The sequence below is a fragment of the Pseudomonas sp. ANT_J28 genome, from assembly GCF_008370005.1.
In the GTDB taxonomy this organism is placed as follows: Bacteria; Pseudomonadota; Gammaproteobacteria; order Pseudomonadales; family Pseudomonadaceae; genus Aquipseudomonas; species Aquipseudomonas frigoris.
In genome coordinates, this window is the sequence record NZ_VOBM01000051.1 from 1 (window position 1) to 17,315 (window position 17,315).

At 55.7% G+C, this 17,315-nt stretch carries 10 protein-coding genes and 3 pseudogenes; 11 read left to right on the forward strand and 2 right to left on the reverse strand.

Annotated elements, in window-relative coordinates; all coding sequences use genetic code 11:
* Both kdpF and FQ187_RS26205 read left to right on the forward strand, forming a co-directional pair.
* On the forward strand, positions 1 to 195 hold a 195-nt coding region (gene kdpF / locus FQ187_RS30155; protein WP_218580715.1), incomplete at its 5' end, for a K(+)-transporting ATPase subunit F.
* Positions 196 to 246: 51 nt separating this feature from the next.
* A pseudogene (locus tag FQ187_RS26205) lies at positions 247 to 924 on the forward strand (KUP/HAK/KT family potassium transporter); the annotation flags it as partial.
* 106 nt (positions 925 to 1,030) lie between these two features.
* Here FQ187_RS26205 and FQ187_RS26210 read toward each other — a convergent pair.
* Positions 1,031 to 3,082, reverse strand: a complete 2,052-nt coding sequence (locus FQ187_RS26210; protein WP_256667449.1) for a bifunctional DedA family/phosphatase PAP2 family protein — start codon at positions 3,080 to 3,082, stop codon at positions 1,031 to 1,033.
* Between the two features lie 413 nt (positions 3,083 to 3,495).
* Between FQ187_RS26210 and FQ187_RS26215 the strand changes: the two genes are divergently transcribed.
* Complete coding sequence (locus FQ187_RS26215; protein ID WP_149631694.1) at positions 3,496 to 4,533, forward strand: GGDEF domain-containing protein; 1,038 nt, start codon at positions 3,496 to 3,498, stop codon at positions 4,531 to 4,533.
* A 79-nt stretch (positions 4,534 to 4,612) separates the two neighbouring features.
* On the opposite strand, the pseudogene FQ187_RS30580 reads toward FQ187_RS26215, so the two are convergent.
* Positions 4,613 to 4,930, reverse strand: a pseudogene (locus FQ187_RS30580) (hypothetical protein); the annotation flags it as partial.
* Between the two features lie 118 nt (positions 4,931 to 5,048).
* Between FQ187_RS30580 and FQ187_RS26225 the strand changes: the two are divergent.
* The 8 genes and pseudogenes from FQ187_RS26225 to FQ187_RS26265 form a co-directional block, all read left to right on the forward strand.
* Positions 5,049 to 5,857: pseudogene (locus tag FQ187_RS26225) on the forward strand (TrkH family potassium uptake protein); the annotation flags it as partial.
* Positions 5,858 to 6,301: 444 nt separating this feature from the next.
* Positions 6,302 to 7,426, forward strand: coding sequence for an HDOD domain-containing protein (locus FQ187_RS26230; RefSeq protein WP_149631695.1), 1,125 nt, complete (start codon positions 6,302 to 6,304; stop codon positions 7,424 to 7,426).
* Between the two features lie 95 nt (positions 7,427 to 7,521).
* Complete coding sequence (locus FQ187_RS26235; RefSeq protein ID WP_149631696.1) at positions 7,522 to 9,267, forward strand: bifunctional diguanylate cyclase/phosphodiesterase; 1,746 nt, start codon at positions 7,522 to 7,524, stop codon at positions 9,265 to 9,267.
* Positions 9,268 to 9,301: 34 nt separating this feature from the next.
* Complete coding sequence (locus FQ187_RS26240; protein ID WP_149631697.1) at positions 9,302 to 13,852, forward strand: PAS domain S-box protein; 4,551 nt, start codon at positions 9,302 to 9,304, stop codon at positions 13,850 to 13,852.
* Between the two features lie 11 nt (positions 13,853 to 13,863).
* A complete protein-coding gene (locus FQ187_RS26245; protein ID WP_256667450.1) occupies positions 13,864 to 14,799 on the forward strand; it encodes a diguanylate cyclase in 936 nt (311 codons plus the stop codon).
* Positions 14,800 to 14,985: 186 nt separating this feature from the next.
* On the forward strand, positions 14,986 to 15,318 hold the full coding sequence (locus FQ187_RS26255; protein ID WP_256597419.1) for a transposase: 333 nt from the start codon (positions 14,986 to 14,988) through the stop codon (positions 15,316 to 15,318).
* Positions 15,315 to 15,650, forward strand: coding sequence for an IS66 family insertion sequence element accessory protein TnpB (gene tnpB, locus FQ187_RS30585; RefSeq protein ID WP_145133806.1), 336 nt, complete (start codon positions 15,315 to 15,317; stop codon positions 15,648 to 15,650). The genes FQ187_RS26255 and tnpB overlap by 4 nt, the downstream gene beginning before the upstream one ends.
* Before the next feature lie 61 nt (positions 15,651 to 15,711).
* Complete coding sequence (locus FQ187_RS26265) at positions 15,712 to 17,310, forward strand: IS66 family transposase (RefSeq protein WP_149631699.1); 1,599 nt, start codon at positions 15,712 to 15,714, stop codon at positions 17,308 to 17,310.
* Positions 17,311 to 17,315: the final 5 nt, after the last annotated feature.

Here is a 17,315-nt window from a genome sequence, read left to right on the forward strand (position 1 = left end):
GAGCGGATACACCTTTTCGACTTTGGCGTCGGGTCGCATCATGAGCGGCTGGCTCCTGAAAAGAATCGGGAGCACAGCATTGCGGATCAACAGTTGGCTTTGAATGTGGTGTTCATGGATCGGATACGTTTGCTGGCGATCGGGTTGCTGATCTACCTCATCACTGCGCTGCTGTTTCCGGAGGATTTCTCATGACGATCCAGGCCTGGACTCTGCTTGGCGTCTATCTCTTGGTGCTGGTTGACGATTCCGATACTGCTCGGCTTTTTGCTGGTGGACAGCCTGTATTTCGCCGCCAATGTGCCGAAGAATTTGCAGGGCGGTGCCTTTCCGGTGATCGCGGGTATCGTCCTGTTTATTCTGATGACCACCTGGAAGCGTGGCCGCAAGATTAAGGTCGAGCGACTGGACGAGAGTGCCTTGCCGCTGCCGCTGTTTATCGACAGCGTCCGCGTACAGCCGCCACATCGGGTACAAGGCACGGCGGTGTTTCTTATCGCTCGTGCTAACGCTGTTCCTCATGCGGTATTGCACAACCTGCTGCACAACCAGGTATTGCACGAGCAAGTGGTATTGCTCACCGTGGTGGCTGAGGATAGCCCGCGGGTGCCTGAGGAGCGACGTTTCGAGGTGGAGGCGTACGGCGAGGGCTTCTACCGGGTGACTCTGCACTTCGGTTTTATCGAGGAGCCGGATGTGCCAGCCGCGCTCAAACTTTGTCCGCTGAGCGAGCTGGATTTCAGCCCGATGCGTACCACCTATTTCCTTAGCCGCGAGACGGTGATCCCGACCAAGCGAATCGGCATGGCGCGCTGGCGCGAAGGGCTGTTTGCCTTTCTGCTAAGGAACGCCAACAGCAACCTGAAGTACTTCAATCTACCGCTGAATCGGGTGATAGAACTCGGCACTCAGGTTGAGATGTAGAGTGGGCCTACGCTTCAAGGAGTGTGCTACAGCGTAGACATAGTCGCGCAGCGGTGGGCGGCTGCGCTCTCGGCGATAGATCCTGAACGTCAAACCTTCGCCGCGATCAGTCGGACATTGTTTTCTGTGTCTTACCGTGGCGAACTAACAGGACTTGCCCGTCCCAATCCGCATCTGCCATTTCTTCGGGCCGAGAGCGGAGCCGCCCACCGTCAAGAGCGGCAGCCAGCGTGCTTCGCGGTGCATTCACATCGGGCTGTGTTGACGTCAACGTGACGAGAGACAGGGGATGAGAGAAACGCTCCTCGACAACCGAGCCAATCCACAGCGGTGCAGTTCGCCCGTTTGTGAGCTCGAAATCGACGACCCACAATCGAAGCACGAGGCGTGAATCGGCAGTTGCGCCAGCGCCACGCGGTCGAACGAGGGTCAGACTGGGAAGGCGACCACTGGCGAAAAGAGGAATGACCGGAAGACCGGCAGGGTCGGCTTGGGCGGTAAGCCAATTCAGGGCATTCAACGATGTCCAGGCCGCCGAGGCGCGCCACTCGTTGTGCTGCAGGACATCTTGTAGCTCCTGCAGGCCACCGGCCCACTGGAACGTCAGCAGCTCATTCGTCTCGCCCGTCAGATCGATACGCCGCGCCGGCAGTTGCTGCCAACCCGATGTCCACCAATCGGTGGCGGCCATGGTTGGGGTTTGTACGATGACAGCATAGCGCTCGGTGTCGGTCGCATGGCTACGATAGATATTGAGTCCTCCGGCGAGAATCAGTGCTGAACATCCGGCGGCGAGCAGGCCCATTGGCTCAATGCGTCCGGCTTGGCGCCCCAGGTAGGACAGTCCAAGCAGCGCCAGCCACGCGGATCCGAATGCCAGCCCCCCGAGCACGTCGGAAAGCCAATGCGCACCGAGGTAGAGGCGCGAGAATGCAATCAGAAATATCAGGGTTGCTGCGCCAAGAGCGACTGCGAGGCGCCATGCCGGGCGGATCTCACGCGCGATGAGGAAGGCGAGGAAGCCGTAGAGCACGACATTGACTGTGCTATGGCCGCTGGGGAAGGAAAACGCGCTCCACCCGGAGTAGAGAAGCTCACCGGGTCGAGCTCGATGCAACGCCACTTTGATGACCGTGTTGAGCGCCGAAGCGCCGGCGATTGCAACCAGCCAATAGGCTGCTGTACGCCAGGCGCGTTTCCACATGAGCCACAGCACGACAACAATCATGACTGTCATCACGACCGTGGTGTCGCCAAGTTCTGTGATAGCGATCATCGCCGCATCGCCGGGTGCCGTGCGAAGATCCTGAAGCGTGTGGTATATCGCGCTGTCTGCGAGCAGCAATGGGTCACCGGTGACGACATCTTCAAGGATGCCAAAGAAGAGCCAGGCTGCACCGACGAGAAGCACAGTCGGCAGTGCGAGAGCCCGCGCTTCGGGCCGTGAAGGATCGAGCAAATGGGTGAGACTGCGGCTCAGCCAGGTGTCGTGGGTGCCGGCCCAACTCCGCAATCGCTGTATTCCGACGATGAGGTAGGGTATGCCGCGACGCAGCGTCCAGCGCACGATATGCAGGACCGCCCAGCCCGCCGCGACTAGAACGACCAGCAGTATCGCGAGCGGCTTTGCGGTCGCACCGAGAATGCTGAACGTCGCGCCTACGAGCACACCGGGCAGGATATGCGATGGAGCCCAAGCGAGCGCCGAGACAACATTGACGGCATAGAACCGACTGACCGCCATTCCCATCATGCCGGCGAGGAGCGGAATGAAGGCGCGGACGCCCGGTACGAAGCGCGCGAGAAACACGCTCTTGGCGCCGTGACGCTCGAAAAAGGCCTCGCTGCTCTGAATCAGTTCAGGGTGGCGGTTCAATGGCCAGAAACCAAGAATCTCGCGGTGGTATCGGTGTCCGAGCCAGAACGAAAGACCATCACCTGCGATGGCACCTAACGTGGCGGCGACCAGCAACGGCCAGAGCAATAACACGCCACTCGGCACCAAGGCACTGAGCGCGAGGATCACGGCAGTGCCTGGAACGACGGCACCGATGATCGGGATTGACTCGGAAAGTGCCAGGAGAAACACAGACAGATAAGCGACATGCGGATGGGCCGTCAGGAACTCAATGATCGATGAGACCAAGGACGTCATCATTCGCGGGCTGCCTATAGAGTGCTGGTGATTAGGCGATCGATGCGCGTGTCTCTCGATAGGTCGCGTGGACGATAATTGAGGGTAACTCACAGGAGGAACAATAGCCTGCCGCGACAGATTGGAGTAACTGCATGAGCGTTCGTACGAATATTGTACTTGTCGAATTCGCGGCTCTCGCCGAGCTGAAGCCGTGGCGGAGGAAGAGCGATTTGAAGCGCTGTCTTCAAAGGCCCAATCTGGCGTGGGTGATATCTGTAGCTTGATGGTTGTCCGGTTTCTTTAGAACACTACAAACCAGGTCTACATCAGGTAAATGCGGCAGGGCCGCTCTCGTTAGGATGGTCGTTTGTCAGATGCATGGTTAAGCGCCTCTTGCTGTATATTCGCCAAAAATAAACAACGACAGTGACGTTATGAGCCAATCAGAGAAGCGGGCAACTGCCCTGGCGCTATATCCAGAAGACACCCGCGAGGCGGCGGCCCTGCTGAAGCAAGCTATACCTCTGATGGTGCGTCACAATATCCCGCCCAACCCGGTGCACTATGCCCTCTGGTACACCTACAGCAAAGGCCTGGAACCAGAGCTCAATCGCCACCTGGACAGGGTTGTCAAAGACTTCGACAGTTTTCCCCTGGAGTCCGCTGCGAAGCTTTTTCGCGACTACATCATTCGCAGTGAATTGGAGGACGCCCGCGCCGGGCAGCAACAAGCGATCAATCTGGTTGACGACATGGAGCGCGACGTCTCGTGTAGCGTGAAGGGTAGTCTCAACTTTCAGGCCAGCCTTGGGCACTGCCTGGAAATGCTTGAGGAGCCGGTCAGCAAAGGGTTGCCCAGCATACTTAGCGAGCTGCAACAGAGCACCCAGATCATGCAGGATCAGCAAGAGCTTTTCCTCTCCCAGCTGCACGCGGCTCAACATGAGATTAAAAGCCTGCGAGACAAGCTGGAACGCACCCAGCTGGCCGCGACGCTGGACGGTCTGACTCAGGTACTCAACCGGGACACCTTCACTCGCTTGCTGGAGCAAGCGCTGAGCAACGCCCCCTTGGGTGTGGCTCTGGTCATGCTGGATATTGATCACTTCAAGCAATTCAATGACCAGTACGGGCACCCGCTAGGCGACCGTGTACTCCAACATGTCGGTCAGGTGCTACGCAACTCACTGCCACCCAAAGCCATGGCGGCGCGTTATGGCGGCGAAGAGTTCTGCGTGATCCTGCAGGAGTGCACCGATCTCACCAGCGCCCATGCTTTCGCCGAGCAGCTGCGTCTGAAAATCCAGTCGTTGCGGATCAAGACACGTAGCACCGACAAGGTGCTCGACACTATCACTGCGTCCTTTGGTGTCGCTCTCGCCAAAACGGGTGACAACCTGGAGAGCCTCCTGACTCGCGCCGATGATGCGCTTTACCAAGCTAAGCGCAACGGGCGCAATCGAGTGAACTGAAAAATAGCCTATATCGATTATTTACCTAGATGGAGTGGGTTATTTGGCGGCACTGCCAGGGCGGTGCTTGCTGTATCGCTACCGCTTGATCCACATGTGCTCGCTGGCGAATCAGATCGTCTTTCTGCTCGGACAGTTGAGCCGCTTCCTGTTTGGGCGTCACCGCATCGGCGGGTTGAACGCGGCCACTGGCAATTTGGGCCCGGACGGTATCGGTCAGCAGGTGGTTTTCTTTGTAGCAATCCTGGTACAGCGCATCTTTACGCTCAATGGAGCTGCTGATCCAGGACAGTGCGGTGGTCTGGATTACCTTCAGACGTTCGACTCGACGCTCTGCAGCGACTCGATCAACGGCCGCATCAGCGACCTCGATGCGTTTTTTGCGCTTGTCGCGGTTCAGCGTTCGCGCAGATGGCTAATGACGATCAGACGAACTCAGTTCCACCGGTGAATTTTACGGGCAGCCATGTTGAGTCAATTGATACTGTGCGGCGCTTATCAACCAGGCGTTTTTTATGTCTATTGCAGTACTGCGGCTTATTGGATTTATCCTGGGTGTTTTTTTGATCACGTTGGCTGTGAGCAAGGTGATTCCCATGTTTACACTGGTGGCTTATGACCGCAGTGATGATCTGTCGGCGTTTCTCTGGTCGAGCCTGATCACCTTCGTCTGTGGGCTGGTGCTGATATTCGCGGGCGTCCAGAGGTTGCCCAACTTCGTCCACGAGATATGTACCTGTTGACCACGGCCAGTTGGGTTGTCGTCTGCGCCTTTGCGGCTTTGCCGATGGTGCTCATCCATCACATCAGCTACACCGATGCGTTTTTTGAAACGATGTCCGGTATCACCACTACGGGCTCGACAATTTTGACGGGGCTGGATACCGCGTCTCCAGGATTATTGATTTGGCGCTCGATGCTGCACTGGCTCGGGGGAATTGGTTTTATCGGCATGGCTGTGGCGATTTTGCCTTTGTTGCGAGTCGGCGGCATGCGTTTGTTTCAGACAGAATCTTCAGACTGGTCAGAGAAAGTGACACCACGCTCGCACATCGCGGCCAAATATATTCTGGTGCTCTACCTCGGGCTGACCGGGGTGTCCACTCTGGCGCTATGGATAGCCGGAATGACGCCTTTCGAAGCGATCAATCATGCGATGTCATTTATTTCAACCGGCGGCTTTTCAACCTCGGACGCATCCCTGGCGCACTGGCCTCGACCGGCTATTCATTGGGTCTCCGTGGTCGTCATGATTCTCGGCAGCCTGCCTTTCACCTTGTATGTCGCCACACTACGGGGCAATAACAGTGCGTTATTAAAAGACTGACCGTGCCGCGAACAGGAATCAACAAAAGACGACCCGCCGATCCGTAGCAGCCATTCGGCATGGGGCGACTGTCGCTCGGGCCGATAGCCAAGCCCGCTGGATCAGTGAATCTGAGGGGGTAGCGCATTTCTGGGGGGGCAGCAGGACCGAACCACTCAAGCAATTGCGCTATCGTGCTCATGCATTTACCCCCCCGTCTACCTAATTACCCGCGAGCTGTTTGCCGTGTAGACAGCTTGTATAGTTCACTGGTGAGGAATAGATTCGATCCTTCAAGGATCCAATCAAGCCACCAGCCAAAGGGTAATTGCCGTGACTGACTCAAAGTTGATCAGTTACAACCTCACGCTCTGATCTCAATGACGTCTATTTTTGCTGTTGACTAATAGTAAGCCGCTAAGGCGTTGCGACGTTGATTATCAATCCGGTGAGGATTACCGAATGCGAGTGATGATTCTGGATGATGACCCCTGGATATCAGATCTTTTAAAACAGCTCGTTTTGAGCATTCGCCCACTTGCCCAAATAGATTGCTTTGGCGACGTTGCTAGTGCTTTAGACGCTTGGCAGCAGAGTACCTATCAGCTAGTGATGGCCGACTGGAATCTACCGGATGCTCCCGGTGTCAGCCTGTTGCAGAGAATTCGCGAAAAGGATCAAGACACCCCGCTAATCATGATCACCGGGCGAGCTGATCGAGACAGTGTGCTGGCGGTAAGGTTGCTGGGGATCAGCGCATTTTTCACCAAGCCATTTCAGATTTCGCGCGTTGTGCAATGCCTGGAAGCGCTCCTTCCTCCTGATGAGCCCACCCGAACTGCCACTATCATTTCTGAAGACCTGATCAGCTATCTCAGTGGTTTGTCTGCGGGTGAGTTGGACTTGCCTTTACTCGCGTCGGTAAAGGAAAAACTTCAGCTTGGATATGGGGGCGAGCTGCTGGATTTTCGGGAACTCGCCAATGATTGGCAGCATGACCCGGCGCTGTGCGCGCATCTGATCGCAGCAGCCAACAGTGCTGCTTATCTTGGACACGGCCAACCATGCACGAATTTGAACGGTGCTCTTACACGGTTAGGAGGGCTTGCCAGTGTGAATTTGGCGATTAGCCAGGCCTTACGACAGACCAATACTCAACCTAACGCCATGCTAATGAAGTTCGTCCAAACTCATTTAGATGATGCTGAGCGTTTAGCTGAAAGGGTTGTTCTCTTGGCTCAGCAATGCGGTTTGGATCCCGCGCCGCTACAAAGTGCAGCCCTGTTGCACCGTATGGGCGAACTCTGTGTGCTGTACCAAACACAGAAATGGGAGAACCAGGGGAATACCGTGAACGAAGAAGTGCTCCTGCACGCTGTCCGTGATTTCGCAGCCCCTTTTGCAGTTCGCTTGAAAGCACGCTGGGGACTTCCTATGGCACTACGTGAATTGATAGGTGCTATCTACTCCTTGCCTCCCATGCAGGTGCGCCGCGAACAAGTGGTCATGCGCCTTGCCGCAGCCATGAACAATGGCGAACCCGAAGCAGACCTTGAAAGACTTCAACGGTTAGCGGGCCTGGCCTGAACATACTCGGGACTTGCAGGTCGGGCATCCCACCGAAGAAAAGCTGGTCTAGGATTGCTTGTTATTAATGCAAGGGGTTTGCAAGGAGCAATGGAATGCGCGACAAGACGTTTGGCCTCAAACCAGTCCTCCTGATAGTCGATGATCAGGTCACTGACCTAAGAGTTCTGAGCATCGCAGTGCGAGATTTAGCCGAGGTCTATGTCGCCAGAAGTGGTCAGGAGGCGCTTGAGATTGCTCGTCAATGCAGGCCCGATGTGGTTTTGCTCGACATAGAAATGCCAGGAATGAGCGGCTTTGAGGTCTGCCGGGCGCTGAAATCCGATCCGGAACTTTTGGACGCTGCGGTCATTTTTGTAAGCTCTCATACGCAGACAGACGATGAGCTTCGTGCTCTCGAGTGCGGTGGAGTCGATTTCATCCAAAAGCCGCTGAATATTCCAGTTGCCAGAGCCCATATCAAGGCTCATATCGCCTTGCGAAATGAGGCCAAGAGGCTCGCCAATCACGATGCATTAACTGGACTACCCAACCGAATACTGTTGCAGGATCGTACCGAGCAGGCTTTACAAAAGGCCCGTCGCAACCATAGCCGTGTGGCGATGCTAATGCTTGATCTGGACAACTTCAAAGTGATCAACGATTCGATGGGCCACTCTGTCGGCGACTTGGTGTTGCAAGAGGTTGCATTACGACTATCGCGAGCCTTGCGCGTAGTGGATACCGTCAGCAGGCAAGGAGGAGACGAGTTCATCCTCCTCCTGCCAGAGGTGATAGGTTTCGACGCAGTGGGCGACTTCGCTGAAAGGGTACTCGTAACGATCTCCAGTCCATTTTCAATCCAGGCAAACCGATACGACCTTTCCGCAAGCATCGGCATTAGTGTGTTCCCTGAGGATAGCGACGATCTGGAGTCACTTTACCGGCATGCCGACTCGGCCATGTACCAGGCGAAACTTTCAGGTCGCAATCGCTATTGTTTTTTTTCTCCGCATATCGAGAGCAGTATGCGTGCCAGGCACCTGCTTGAGCGCCATATGCGCACTGCTTTGGAAGATGGTGTTTTTGAGGTCTTTTACCAGGCGAAGGTCGATGCCCGGCATAACCAGATTATTGGGATGGAGGCGCTGATCCGGTGGCGCAATCATGACGGTGTTTTGGTTTCGCCTGCCGATTTCATTCCACTGGCGGAAGAAACAGGGCTGATCATTCCGATTGGCAAATACGTTCTGCTCCAGGCCTGTAACGACGCGAGAGTGCTTCGTGAACTGGGTCATGACATTTCCATTAGCGTTAATATCTCCGTCGTGCAATTTCGCGAGGAGTCCTTCCTGGACATGGTGAAAGGCATCCTGGTCGAATCTGGACTAGAAGCAGAATTCCTAGAGTTGGAGATTACCGAAGGGGTGCTGGCAAGAGACATTGATAACGCCCGAGAAACCCTCTTTCATCTCAAGATGTTAGGGGTCCGCATTTCGATCGACGATTTCGGCACAGGTTATTCGAGCCTGGCTTATCTGAAACGTTTCCCAATTGATGTTCTGAAAATAGATCAGAGCTTTGTACGAGATATGCTCACCGACAAAAGCGATTCGGCGATCATAGAGGCGATCATAAAGTTAGGTCAGGCGCTCGGCCTTGAGTTGGTGGCCGAAGGCGTAGAAACCCAGGAGCAGGCGGATGCGCTTCTGGGGCAAGGCTGCCAGATCATGCAAGGTTATCTTTATTGCCGTCCTGTTCCTTTTGCTCAAATATGCTCATTTTTATCCTCGGGGCTCAGGGTTAATGTTATGCATGCGGATAAGTTGCAGACGATCCCCTCAACAGGGTTAGAACTTTAATATTGAAGGCTTGTAGGCCTTCTGCAATGGGACAATGCGGGTGAGAAAACATAAGTTTTTTGCATTGAGCTGGGGAGTCGCGATCACTCTGGTGGTGGGGTTAGGGGCAAGCATTCTGGGCGCCTGGATCCTCGAACGCATCAACGAGCAGCAGGCTCAAGAAGCGATCGCCGCGGCTACCGAGGAAGCCGCGGAGTTGGTTTTGACTCGCCTCGGTCTTTACCAATACGGATTGCGTGGCGCTCGTGGCGCGGTGCTGACAGCGGGTGAACATGGCATCAGCCGCGAAGTTTTTGACCAATATCACCAAACGCGCGACCTCGCTGCCGAGTTCCCCGGCGCAAGTGCTTTGGGCTTTATCAGGCGAGTACCGGAGCGCGATGAACGCGAGTTTCTCAAATACGCTCGGGCCGATGGCAAAGCCGATTTCTCCATTCGTCAATTCTCACCCCATTCAGGCGAGCGTTACGTTGTCCAGTATGTCGAACCGGTTGAGGGTAACCAGCCTGCAATTGGCTTGGACATAGCGTCGGAAACATCGCGGCGAGAGGCTGCCCTATCCTCGATACAAAGCGGTATGGCACGGATCACCGGGCCCATCACTCTGGTACAGACCGCATCGAAACCGCATCAGTCTTTCCTGGTTTTGATGCCCATCTTTCGCGGCGGTGTGACTCCGGTGACCGCTGCTGAACGAGAGGCAGCAGCTTTTGGCTGGAGCTATGTCGTGTTGCGGACAGAGGAGGTGCTCAGAGGCCTGCGCATAGAAAATGAGACGGTGCATCTGCGATTAAGGGATATCAGTGTCCCAGGGCAAGAGAAGCTGTTTTATGAAAGCACCGACGACTCGACTAGCCATGAAACGCTAATGACCCACCAGGTGGAGCGCGAGGTATACGGGAGGCGATGGCAAGTTGAGCTCAGCGCGCGCCCGTTGTTCATCCAGCGCCTGCATCAGGTTTCCCCAAAGGTCGTCCTGTTGATGGGTGGTTTGCTTACTCTTCTTCTGGCTACTCTGGCAGGTGTCATGAGTGTCAGCCGTCAACGCCGGCGGCAGATTTTCGCCGAGCAGGCAAGGCTGGCCGCCATTGTCGAAAGCTCGGCCGATGGCATTATTGGAAAAACACTCGATGGCATCGTCACCAACTGGAACAAAGGGGCCGAGCACCTTTTTGGCTATACCGCCGAGGAGGCTGTGGGCCAGACACTGGTCAGTCTGGTTGTGCCTGAGGAACTTGTAGCTGAGGAAGCCCATATCCTTGCTCGCATAAAGACTGGGGAGCGTATCACCAGCTTTGATACTCAACGCCGTCGTAAAGATAGCCGGCTGATCGATGTCTCCGCCAGCATCTCACCCATTTATGGCGAGGGTGGTCGCGTCATTGGAGCCTCCAGGACGTTAAGGGATATCTCGGCGAAAAAAGCAGCAGAGGCCCGAATTCTCGAACTCAATTCCAACCTCGAGGAACAGGTTGCGCAACGAACTTCCGAGTTGCGGCATCTCAATCTGTTGTTGGGCACTGTGCTGCGTTCGGCCACCGAGGTTTCGATCATTGCGACGGATCTCGATGGCGTTATCCGTGTGTTCAACAAAGGCGCCGAGCATTTGTTGGGTTATGACGCCGATGAGCTACTGGGTAAAAACACACCGGCATTGATCCATGTACCAGAGGAAGTCTCTGCTCGTGGCGCTGAACTGAGCGAGGAGTACGCTCAGGCAATCGACGGTTTCCGTGTGTTCACCCATAAACCTGAGCTTGAAGGCGCAGAAACCCGGGAATGGACTTACATACGTAAGGACGGCTCGCGGTTTCCTGTCACGCTGGTGGTCACCTCCATGCGCGATGACGATGGGAAATTGAGTGGTTACCTGGGAATCGCGGTAGACATCACCGAACGTAAAGCCGCAGAAAAGGAACTGGCTGCGAGCCTGGAGACGACACAGAAACAACGTAGCGAACTGATGGCGGTGCATGATCAGTTGTTGATGGCCGCTGAAGTAGCCGAACTGGGCATCTGGTCCTGGACGTTGACGGACAATACCTTGCAGTGGAATGACCGCATGTTTGAGTTCTACGGTCAGCCACTGACGTTGCGCAATACTGGTCTGAGCTATAAGCACTGGTACTCTCGCATTCACCCTGAGGATGCTGTGGCTGCGGCTGCAAAGCTGAATGCCGCAGTCGAGGGAACGGGTGTGTACGATACAATTTTCCGCGTCGTTCGCCCGGACGGTCAGATCCGCTTCATACAGGCAGGCGCGCAGGTCGAACGCGGTCCAAACGGTGCAGCTTTGCGTGTGACGGGTATCAATCGGGACATCACTGCCCAACGCGAACTGGAGTCTCGCCTGCTTTACGCCAAGGAGCAGGCCGATGCAGGGAGTGCGGCCAAGTCTGCCTTCTTGGCGAACATGAGCCATGAAATACGCACGCCGATGAACGCCGTGCTGGGTATGTTGCAGTTGGTGCAGAACACTGATCTGAATGGTCGCCAGCTCGATTATGTGACCAAAGCACAGACTGCGGCGAAGTCACTGCTGGGTTTGCTCAACGATATCCTCGACTACTCCAAGATTGAGGCCGGCAAGTTGCAACTCGATGTGCACCCGTTCGAACTCGAACCGCTCATGCGTGACCTCGCCGTTGTGCTGGCAGGAAACCAGGGCCAGAAAGAGGTCGAGGTCATGTTCGACCTGGACTCCAATCTACCCAACGACCTGATCGGCGATAGCCTTCGGCTACAACAAGTGCTGATCAACCTTGCGGGCAATGCCCTCAAGTTCACCATGGAAGGCCAGATCGTGGTCAGCGTCGAGCAACTGAAGCGCACGGAAAACGCTGTGAGCTTGCGCATCGCCGTTTCTGATACCGGCATCGGCATCAGCCAGGAGCAACTTCAGCGTATTTTTGAAGGATTCACTCAGGCCGAAGCTTCAACCACCCGCCGCTTTGGCGGCACAGGTCTGGGCTTGGTGATCTGCAAGCGGTTGGTCAGTTTGATGGGCGGCGAGCTTCAGGTGGAGAGCCAACAGGGCGTCGGCAGTCGCTTCTGGTTCGATGTTACCTTGGATGTAGCGCCGACTTCGCTGCTGAGATCTGCCTGTCCTGCAGTTGATGTGTCCATACGGATACTGGTCGTCGACGACAACGCCATGGCGGGTGAATTGCTGTTACGAACCGTTCATGCATTGGGGTGGGAGGCCGACCACGTGAGTGGTGGCACGCAAGCAGTGGCATGGGTGAAAAACGCCCAGACGAGAGGCGAAGCCTACGACGTGGTACTGATGGACTGGCGGATGTCCGATATGGATGGGCTGAGCGCTGCGCAATTGATCCATCAGCAGGGCAACGGCGTACCTCCACCAATGGTCATTATGATTACCGCTTACGGCCGTGAAGTGCTGGCAGACGCAAACGAGATGGGAGACGCTCCCTTCGTGGGGTTTCTCACCAAGCCTGTCACTCCCAAGCAGTTAGTCGACGCTGTTCAGCGAGCACTCAACGGAAAAGGCCTTCCGCAATCACTCCCGTCCAAGTCAACTGTTGACAGGCCGCAGCGTCTGGCCGGGCTTCGGCTATTGGTGGTGGAGGACAACATGCTTAATCGGCAGGTTGCCGATGAGTTACTGACAGGGGAAGGCGCTCAGGTGACGCTGGCTGAAGGTGGGCTGGAAGGGGTGAGCAGGGTAATGACTGAAAATGTGTCCTTCGATGCCGTGTTGATGGATATTCAGATGCCGGATATTGATGGCTTGGAGGCGACCCGTCGCATTCGATCGAATCCACGTTTTGCAGCGCTGCCGATTGTGGCGATGACCGCGAATGCCTCCAATACCGACCGTGAGGCGTGTCTTGCGGCGGGGATGAATGATCATGTCGGCAAACCCATAGACCTGGAGCAACTTGTCGTAACGCTGCTCTTTCAAGCGGGCCGCGAGGATAGCCAGGCATCTCTAGCTGCGGTGCAAGCCAATACAGGAGAAGGCGTCATCGAGCCTCGTGCATCGATCATCGGCCGCTTTGGCGGTAACCTTGAGTTGATCCGCAACGTGCTGAGAAACTTTGGCCCGGAGCTGGAAAAACAGCTTGTCCGGTTGCACGATCAGATCCAGCGACAAAACGTATCAGGGGTGGCTTCCGTGCTCCATGCTATAAAAGGCAGCGCTGGTACCATGGGTGCCAAGTCGCTGTCATCGTTAGCAGGTAGCCTGGAGCATAAGCTGCTGCATGGAGATGCCGCGACGGCTGCAAGCATTCTGACCGACTCGACGTGCGCTGATGAATTGAGCGCGTTGTTACAGGCAAGTGTTGAACAATTGAATGTCGAGTTTGGCCAGAGCCGGCACGGGAAGGTCAGTGCTGACTCGGAATTAATGGCGCTCACGCAATGGCGAGAATCCCTCAAAGAGATTTTGCTGTTGCTTGAAACAGGCAACCTTCAAGCCATAGAGCTGGCAGACGCATTGGCGTCAAAAACGCCGCTATCCCTGCGCCCACAGTTCGACGAACTGGTTGTCATGGTGCAGTCACTAGACTTTTCTGCGGCGATGCCGATGGGTCGTGACCTTTTGAGATCTGCCTGATGGAACAATCGATGGAAACCTGGTTACCGCATCCTCATAACCGTCCCAAGCTTCTTATTGTCGACGACCAACCGACTAATATCCGGGTACTCCATGAGCTATTTCGTGAGGACTGTGATGTGTTCATGGCCACCAGTGGTGAACAGGCGATCACCGTATGCCAGACCCAACTACCCGACCTGATTCTGCTGGATGTGGTCATGGATGATGTGGATGGTCATGAAGTGTGCCGTCGGCTCAAGGCTGACCCTGCGACTCAGGGGATCCCCATCATCTTCATCACCGCACAGCAGCAGGAGTCAGATGAGGTGCTAGGTCTGGAGCTAGGCGCGGTGGACTTCATCAGCAAACCGATCAATCCCACCATTGTCAGAGCACGTGTGCGAACACATCTGACCCTGAAACTACAGAACGATCTGCTGCGCTCTATGGCGTTGATGGATGGCCTTACTGGAGTGGCCAATAGACGCAAGTTCGATGAGGACATATTGGCGGATTGGCGCCAGTGCTTTCGCGAGCAAAAGCCGCTGTCGCTCATTTTAGTGGATGTCGACTATTTCAAGCGCTACAACGACCGATATGGGCATCTGGCTGGCGATGGCTGTCTGAAATCCGTTGCCCAGGCATTATCTGAAACGGTTAGACGCCCCTATGACCTGACCGCTCGGTATGGTGGCGAAGAGTTTGCCTGCGTTCTGCCCAATACAGTTCTTTCTGGAGCGGTCGACATTGCAGAAAAAATGCAAGAGCGTGTCCGAGCACTGGGCATCGAACATTCTGCTTCTGATGTCGATCATGTGATGACTATTTCTCTAGGCGTCGCAACATTGACACCCACTGGCGAACTAGGATTCGAGGCTTTGATAGAAGCTGCGGACAAGCAACTCTACGAAGCGAAGAAAGCTGGCAGAGCCCGGGTATGTTCATCTGCAATGTCGTCTGGGTAAGAGTCCCCCTTTCTGATTGCATTTTTGGTTGAATCTCAAGGGCAAGCATTGAATCAAGAACTTGCGTCAATCGAAAACTCCGTGTAACCGTCCGGCCAAGTCATCTACCCAGCCCCGCAAAGCCAAGACATGGTGTGCACTTAAATTTAAGTGGGCACCAGTTCTAGCCTTTTAAGCGGGTATTTCATGCAGCCAACACGCCGTTCCTATTCCAAGTCCTTCAAGGCCCAGGTCATTCAAGAGTGTGCACAGCCCGGCGCTTCGATTGCCAGCGTCGCGCTCGGCCATAGCCTCAACGCAAACCTCGTCCACAAATGGATTCGGCTGCAAGCGCAGAAAAGCCCGGCGCTCCCACCTGCATTTATTCCGTTAGCCATGCCGCTGGCCGGGGCAAACTCCCATCCAGCATCATCGAATATCTGCGTTGAAATACAGCACCCGCGCGGCACCATCAAAGTGAACTGGCCAACTGAAAGTGCTGCCGCCTGTGCGACTTTTCTTCGAGACCTTTTGCGATGATTCGCATCGACTCCATCTGGCTCGCCACCGAACCGATGGACATGCGCGCAGGCACCGAAACGGCGTTAGCCAAGGTGATCGCGGTGTTCGGTGCGGCGCAGCCGCACTGCGCTTATCTGTTCGCCAACCGCCGCGCCAATCGCATGAAAGTGCTGGTGCATGACGGCTTCGGAATATGGCTGGCGGCGCGCCGGTTGAACCAAGGCAAGTTCCACTGGCCTGGCATTCGCCATGGTTCTGAGATGGAACTGGATGCCGAGCAACTTCAGGCATTGGTGCTGGGTCTGCCATGGCAACGCGCAGGTTCTGGAGGCTCGATCACACTGCTTTAACGGCTGCCATTAGCCTATCGGTCTATCGTCGCGAATTGCCTGCTCTGGCAAAATCGGCCCCATGACTTCGCTACCCAATCTCGATCACCTGACCCCTGAACAACTGCGCGCCTTGGCGGCGCAGTTGATGCAGCGTGTCGAAACGCTCGACCACCAGGTCGACACGCTGGGCAAGACGGTAGAGACGATGGGTAAAACCGTTGAGACGATGGGCAAGAAGATCAACCGCGATCAGACGGTGATCGAGAAGCTGACCCACGAGATCGCCCAGCTCAAGCGTTTGAAGTTTGCCAAGCGCAGCGAGCAGATGAATCCTGAGCAGGCCAGTTTGCTCGATGACCTGATCGATACCGATATCGCAGCGATTGAAGCAGAGCTTCAGGCCTTGCAGACAGTGCCAGCGGCGACCGAGAAAAAGCAGAAACCCAAGCGCACTGCATTACCGGCTGAGTTTCTACGCACACTGATCCATCACGAACCGGACAACACTCACTGCCCATGCGGCTGCGCCCTCAAGCGCATCGGTGAGGACGTTAGCGAGAAGCTGGACTACACGCCCGGCGTGTTCACCGTCGAACGCCATGTCCGTGGCAAGTGGGTCTGCGATGACTGCGAAACGCTGATCCAGGCACCGGTTCCGGCGCAGGTTATTGATAAGGGCATCCCGACTGCGGGCCTACTTGCACACGTCATGATTGCCAAGTTTGCTGACCATCTGCCGCTTTACCGTCAGGAATCGATCTTCGGTCGAGCAGGCTTGGCGATTCCACGTTCAACATTGGCTCAATGGGTTGGCGTGACGGGCGTGCAGGTGCAGCCTCTGGTCGACGCGCTACGCGAAGTAGTGCTTGGGCAACAAGTCATCCACGCAGATGAAACACCGGTGCAGATGCTCATGCCGGGAACAAAGAAAACTCACCGTTCCTATGTGTGGGCCTACGCCACCAGCCAGTTCTCGGACTTGGCAGCGGTGGTTTATGACTTCAGTCCCAGCCGTGCCGGTGAGCATGCTCGCAACTTCCTGCAAGACTGGAGGGGCAAGCTGGTCTGCGACGATTTTGGCGGCTACAAGGCCAGCTTTGAACTCGGCGTGACCGAGATTGGGTGCATGGCCCATGCACGGCGCAAGTTCTTCGAACTGCACGCTACGAATAAAAGCACGCTCGCCGAGCAAGCCCTGCGCTATATCCAGTTGTTGTACGAAATCGAAAGAGAAGTCCGCGACCTGGAGCCGGATTTAAGGCGCCGAATACGGCAAGAAAAAGCCGTCCCAGTGATGAATATGCTGCATGCCTGGATGATCGCCCAGCGTGACCTCGTGCCCGAAGGCTCGGCCATCAGCAGAGCACTCGATTACAGCCTGAAACGCTGGGCAGCGCTCTCGCGCTACCTTGATGACGGGGCCGTACCCATAGACAACAATTGGGCCGAGAACCAGATCCGGCCATGGGCTCTTGGACGCAAGAACTGGCTCTTTGCTGGTTCGCTGCGAAGCGGCAAACGGGCAGCGGCAATCATGAGTTTGATCCAGTCGGCGCGGCTCAACGGGCATGATCCGTATTCTTACTTGAAGGACGTTCTCACACGCCTGCCGACACAGCGTGCGAGGGAGATCGATCAGTTGTTGCCACATAAGTGGGTGCCAGCCGGCCTACGCTAAGTGAC

Coding starts and splice junctions, on each gene's coding strand:
- FQ187_RS26215 (WP_149631694.1), top strand. CDS start 3,496: ATGAGCCAATCAGAGAAGCGGGCAACTGCCCTGGCGCTATATCCAGAA.
- FQ187_RS26265 (WP_149631699.1), top strand. CDS start 15,712: ATGACTTCGCTACCCAATCTCGATCACCTGACCCCTGAACAACTGCGC.
- FQ187_RS26230 (WP_149631695.1), top strand. CDS start 6,302: ATGCGAGTGATGATTCTGGATGATGACCCCTGGATATCAGATCTTTTA.
- FQ187_RS26245 (WP_256667450.1), top strand. CDS start 13,864: ATGGAAACCTGGTTACCGCATCCTCATAACCGTCCCAAGCTTCTTATT.
- FQ187_RS26240 (WP_149631697.1), top strand. CDS start 9,302: ATGCGGGTGAGAAAACATAAGTTTTTTGCATTGAGCTGGGGAGTCGCG.
- FQ187_RS26210 (WP_256667449.1), bottom strand. CDS start 3,082: ATGATGACGTCCTTGGTCTCATCGATCATTGAGTTCCTGACGGCCCAT.
- FQ187_RS26255 (WP_256597419.1), top strand. CDS start 14,986: ATGCAGCCAACACGCCGTTCCTATTCCAAGTCCTTCAAGGCCCAGGTC.
- FQ187_RS26235 (WP_149631696.1), top strand. CDS start 7,522: ATGCGCGACAAGACGTTTGGCCTCAAACCAGTCCTCCTGATAGTCGAT.
- tnpB (WP_145133806.1), top strand. CDS start 15,315: ATGATTCGCATCGACTCCATCTGGCTCGCCACCGAACCGATGGACATG.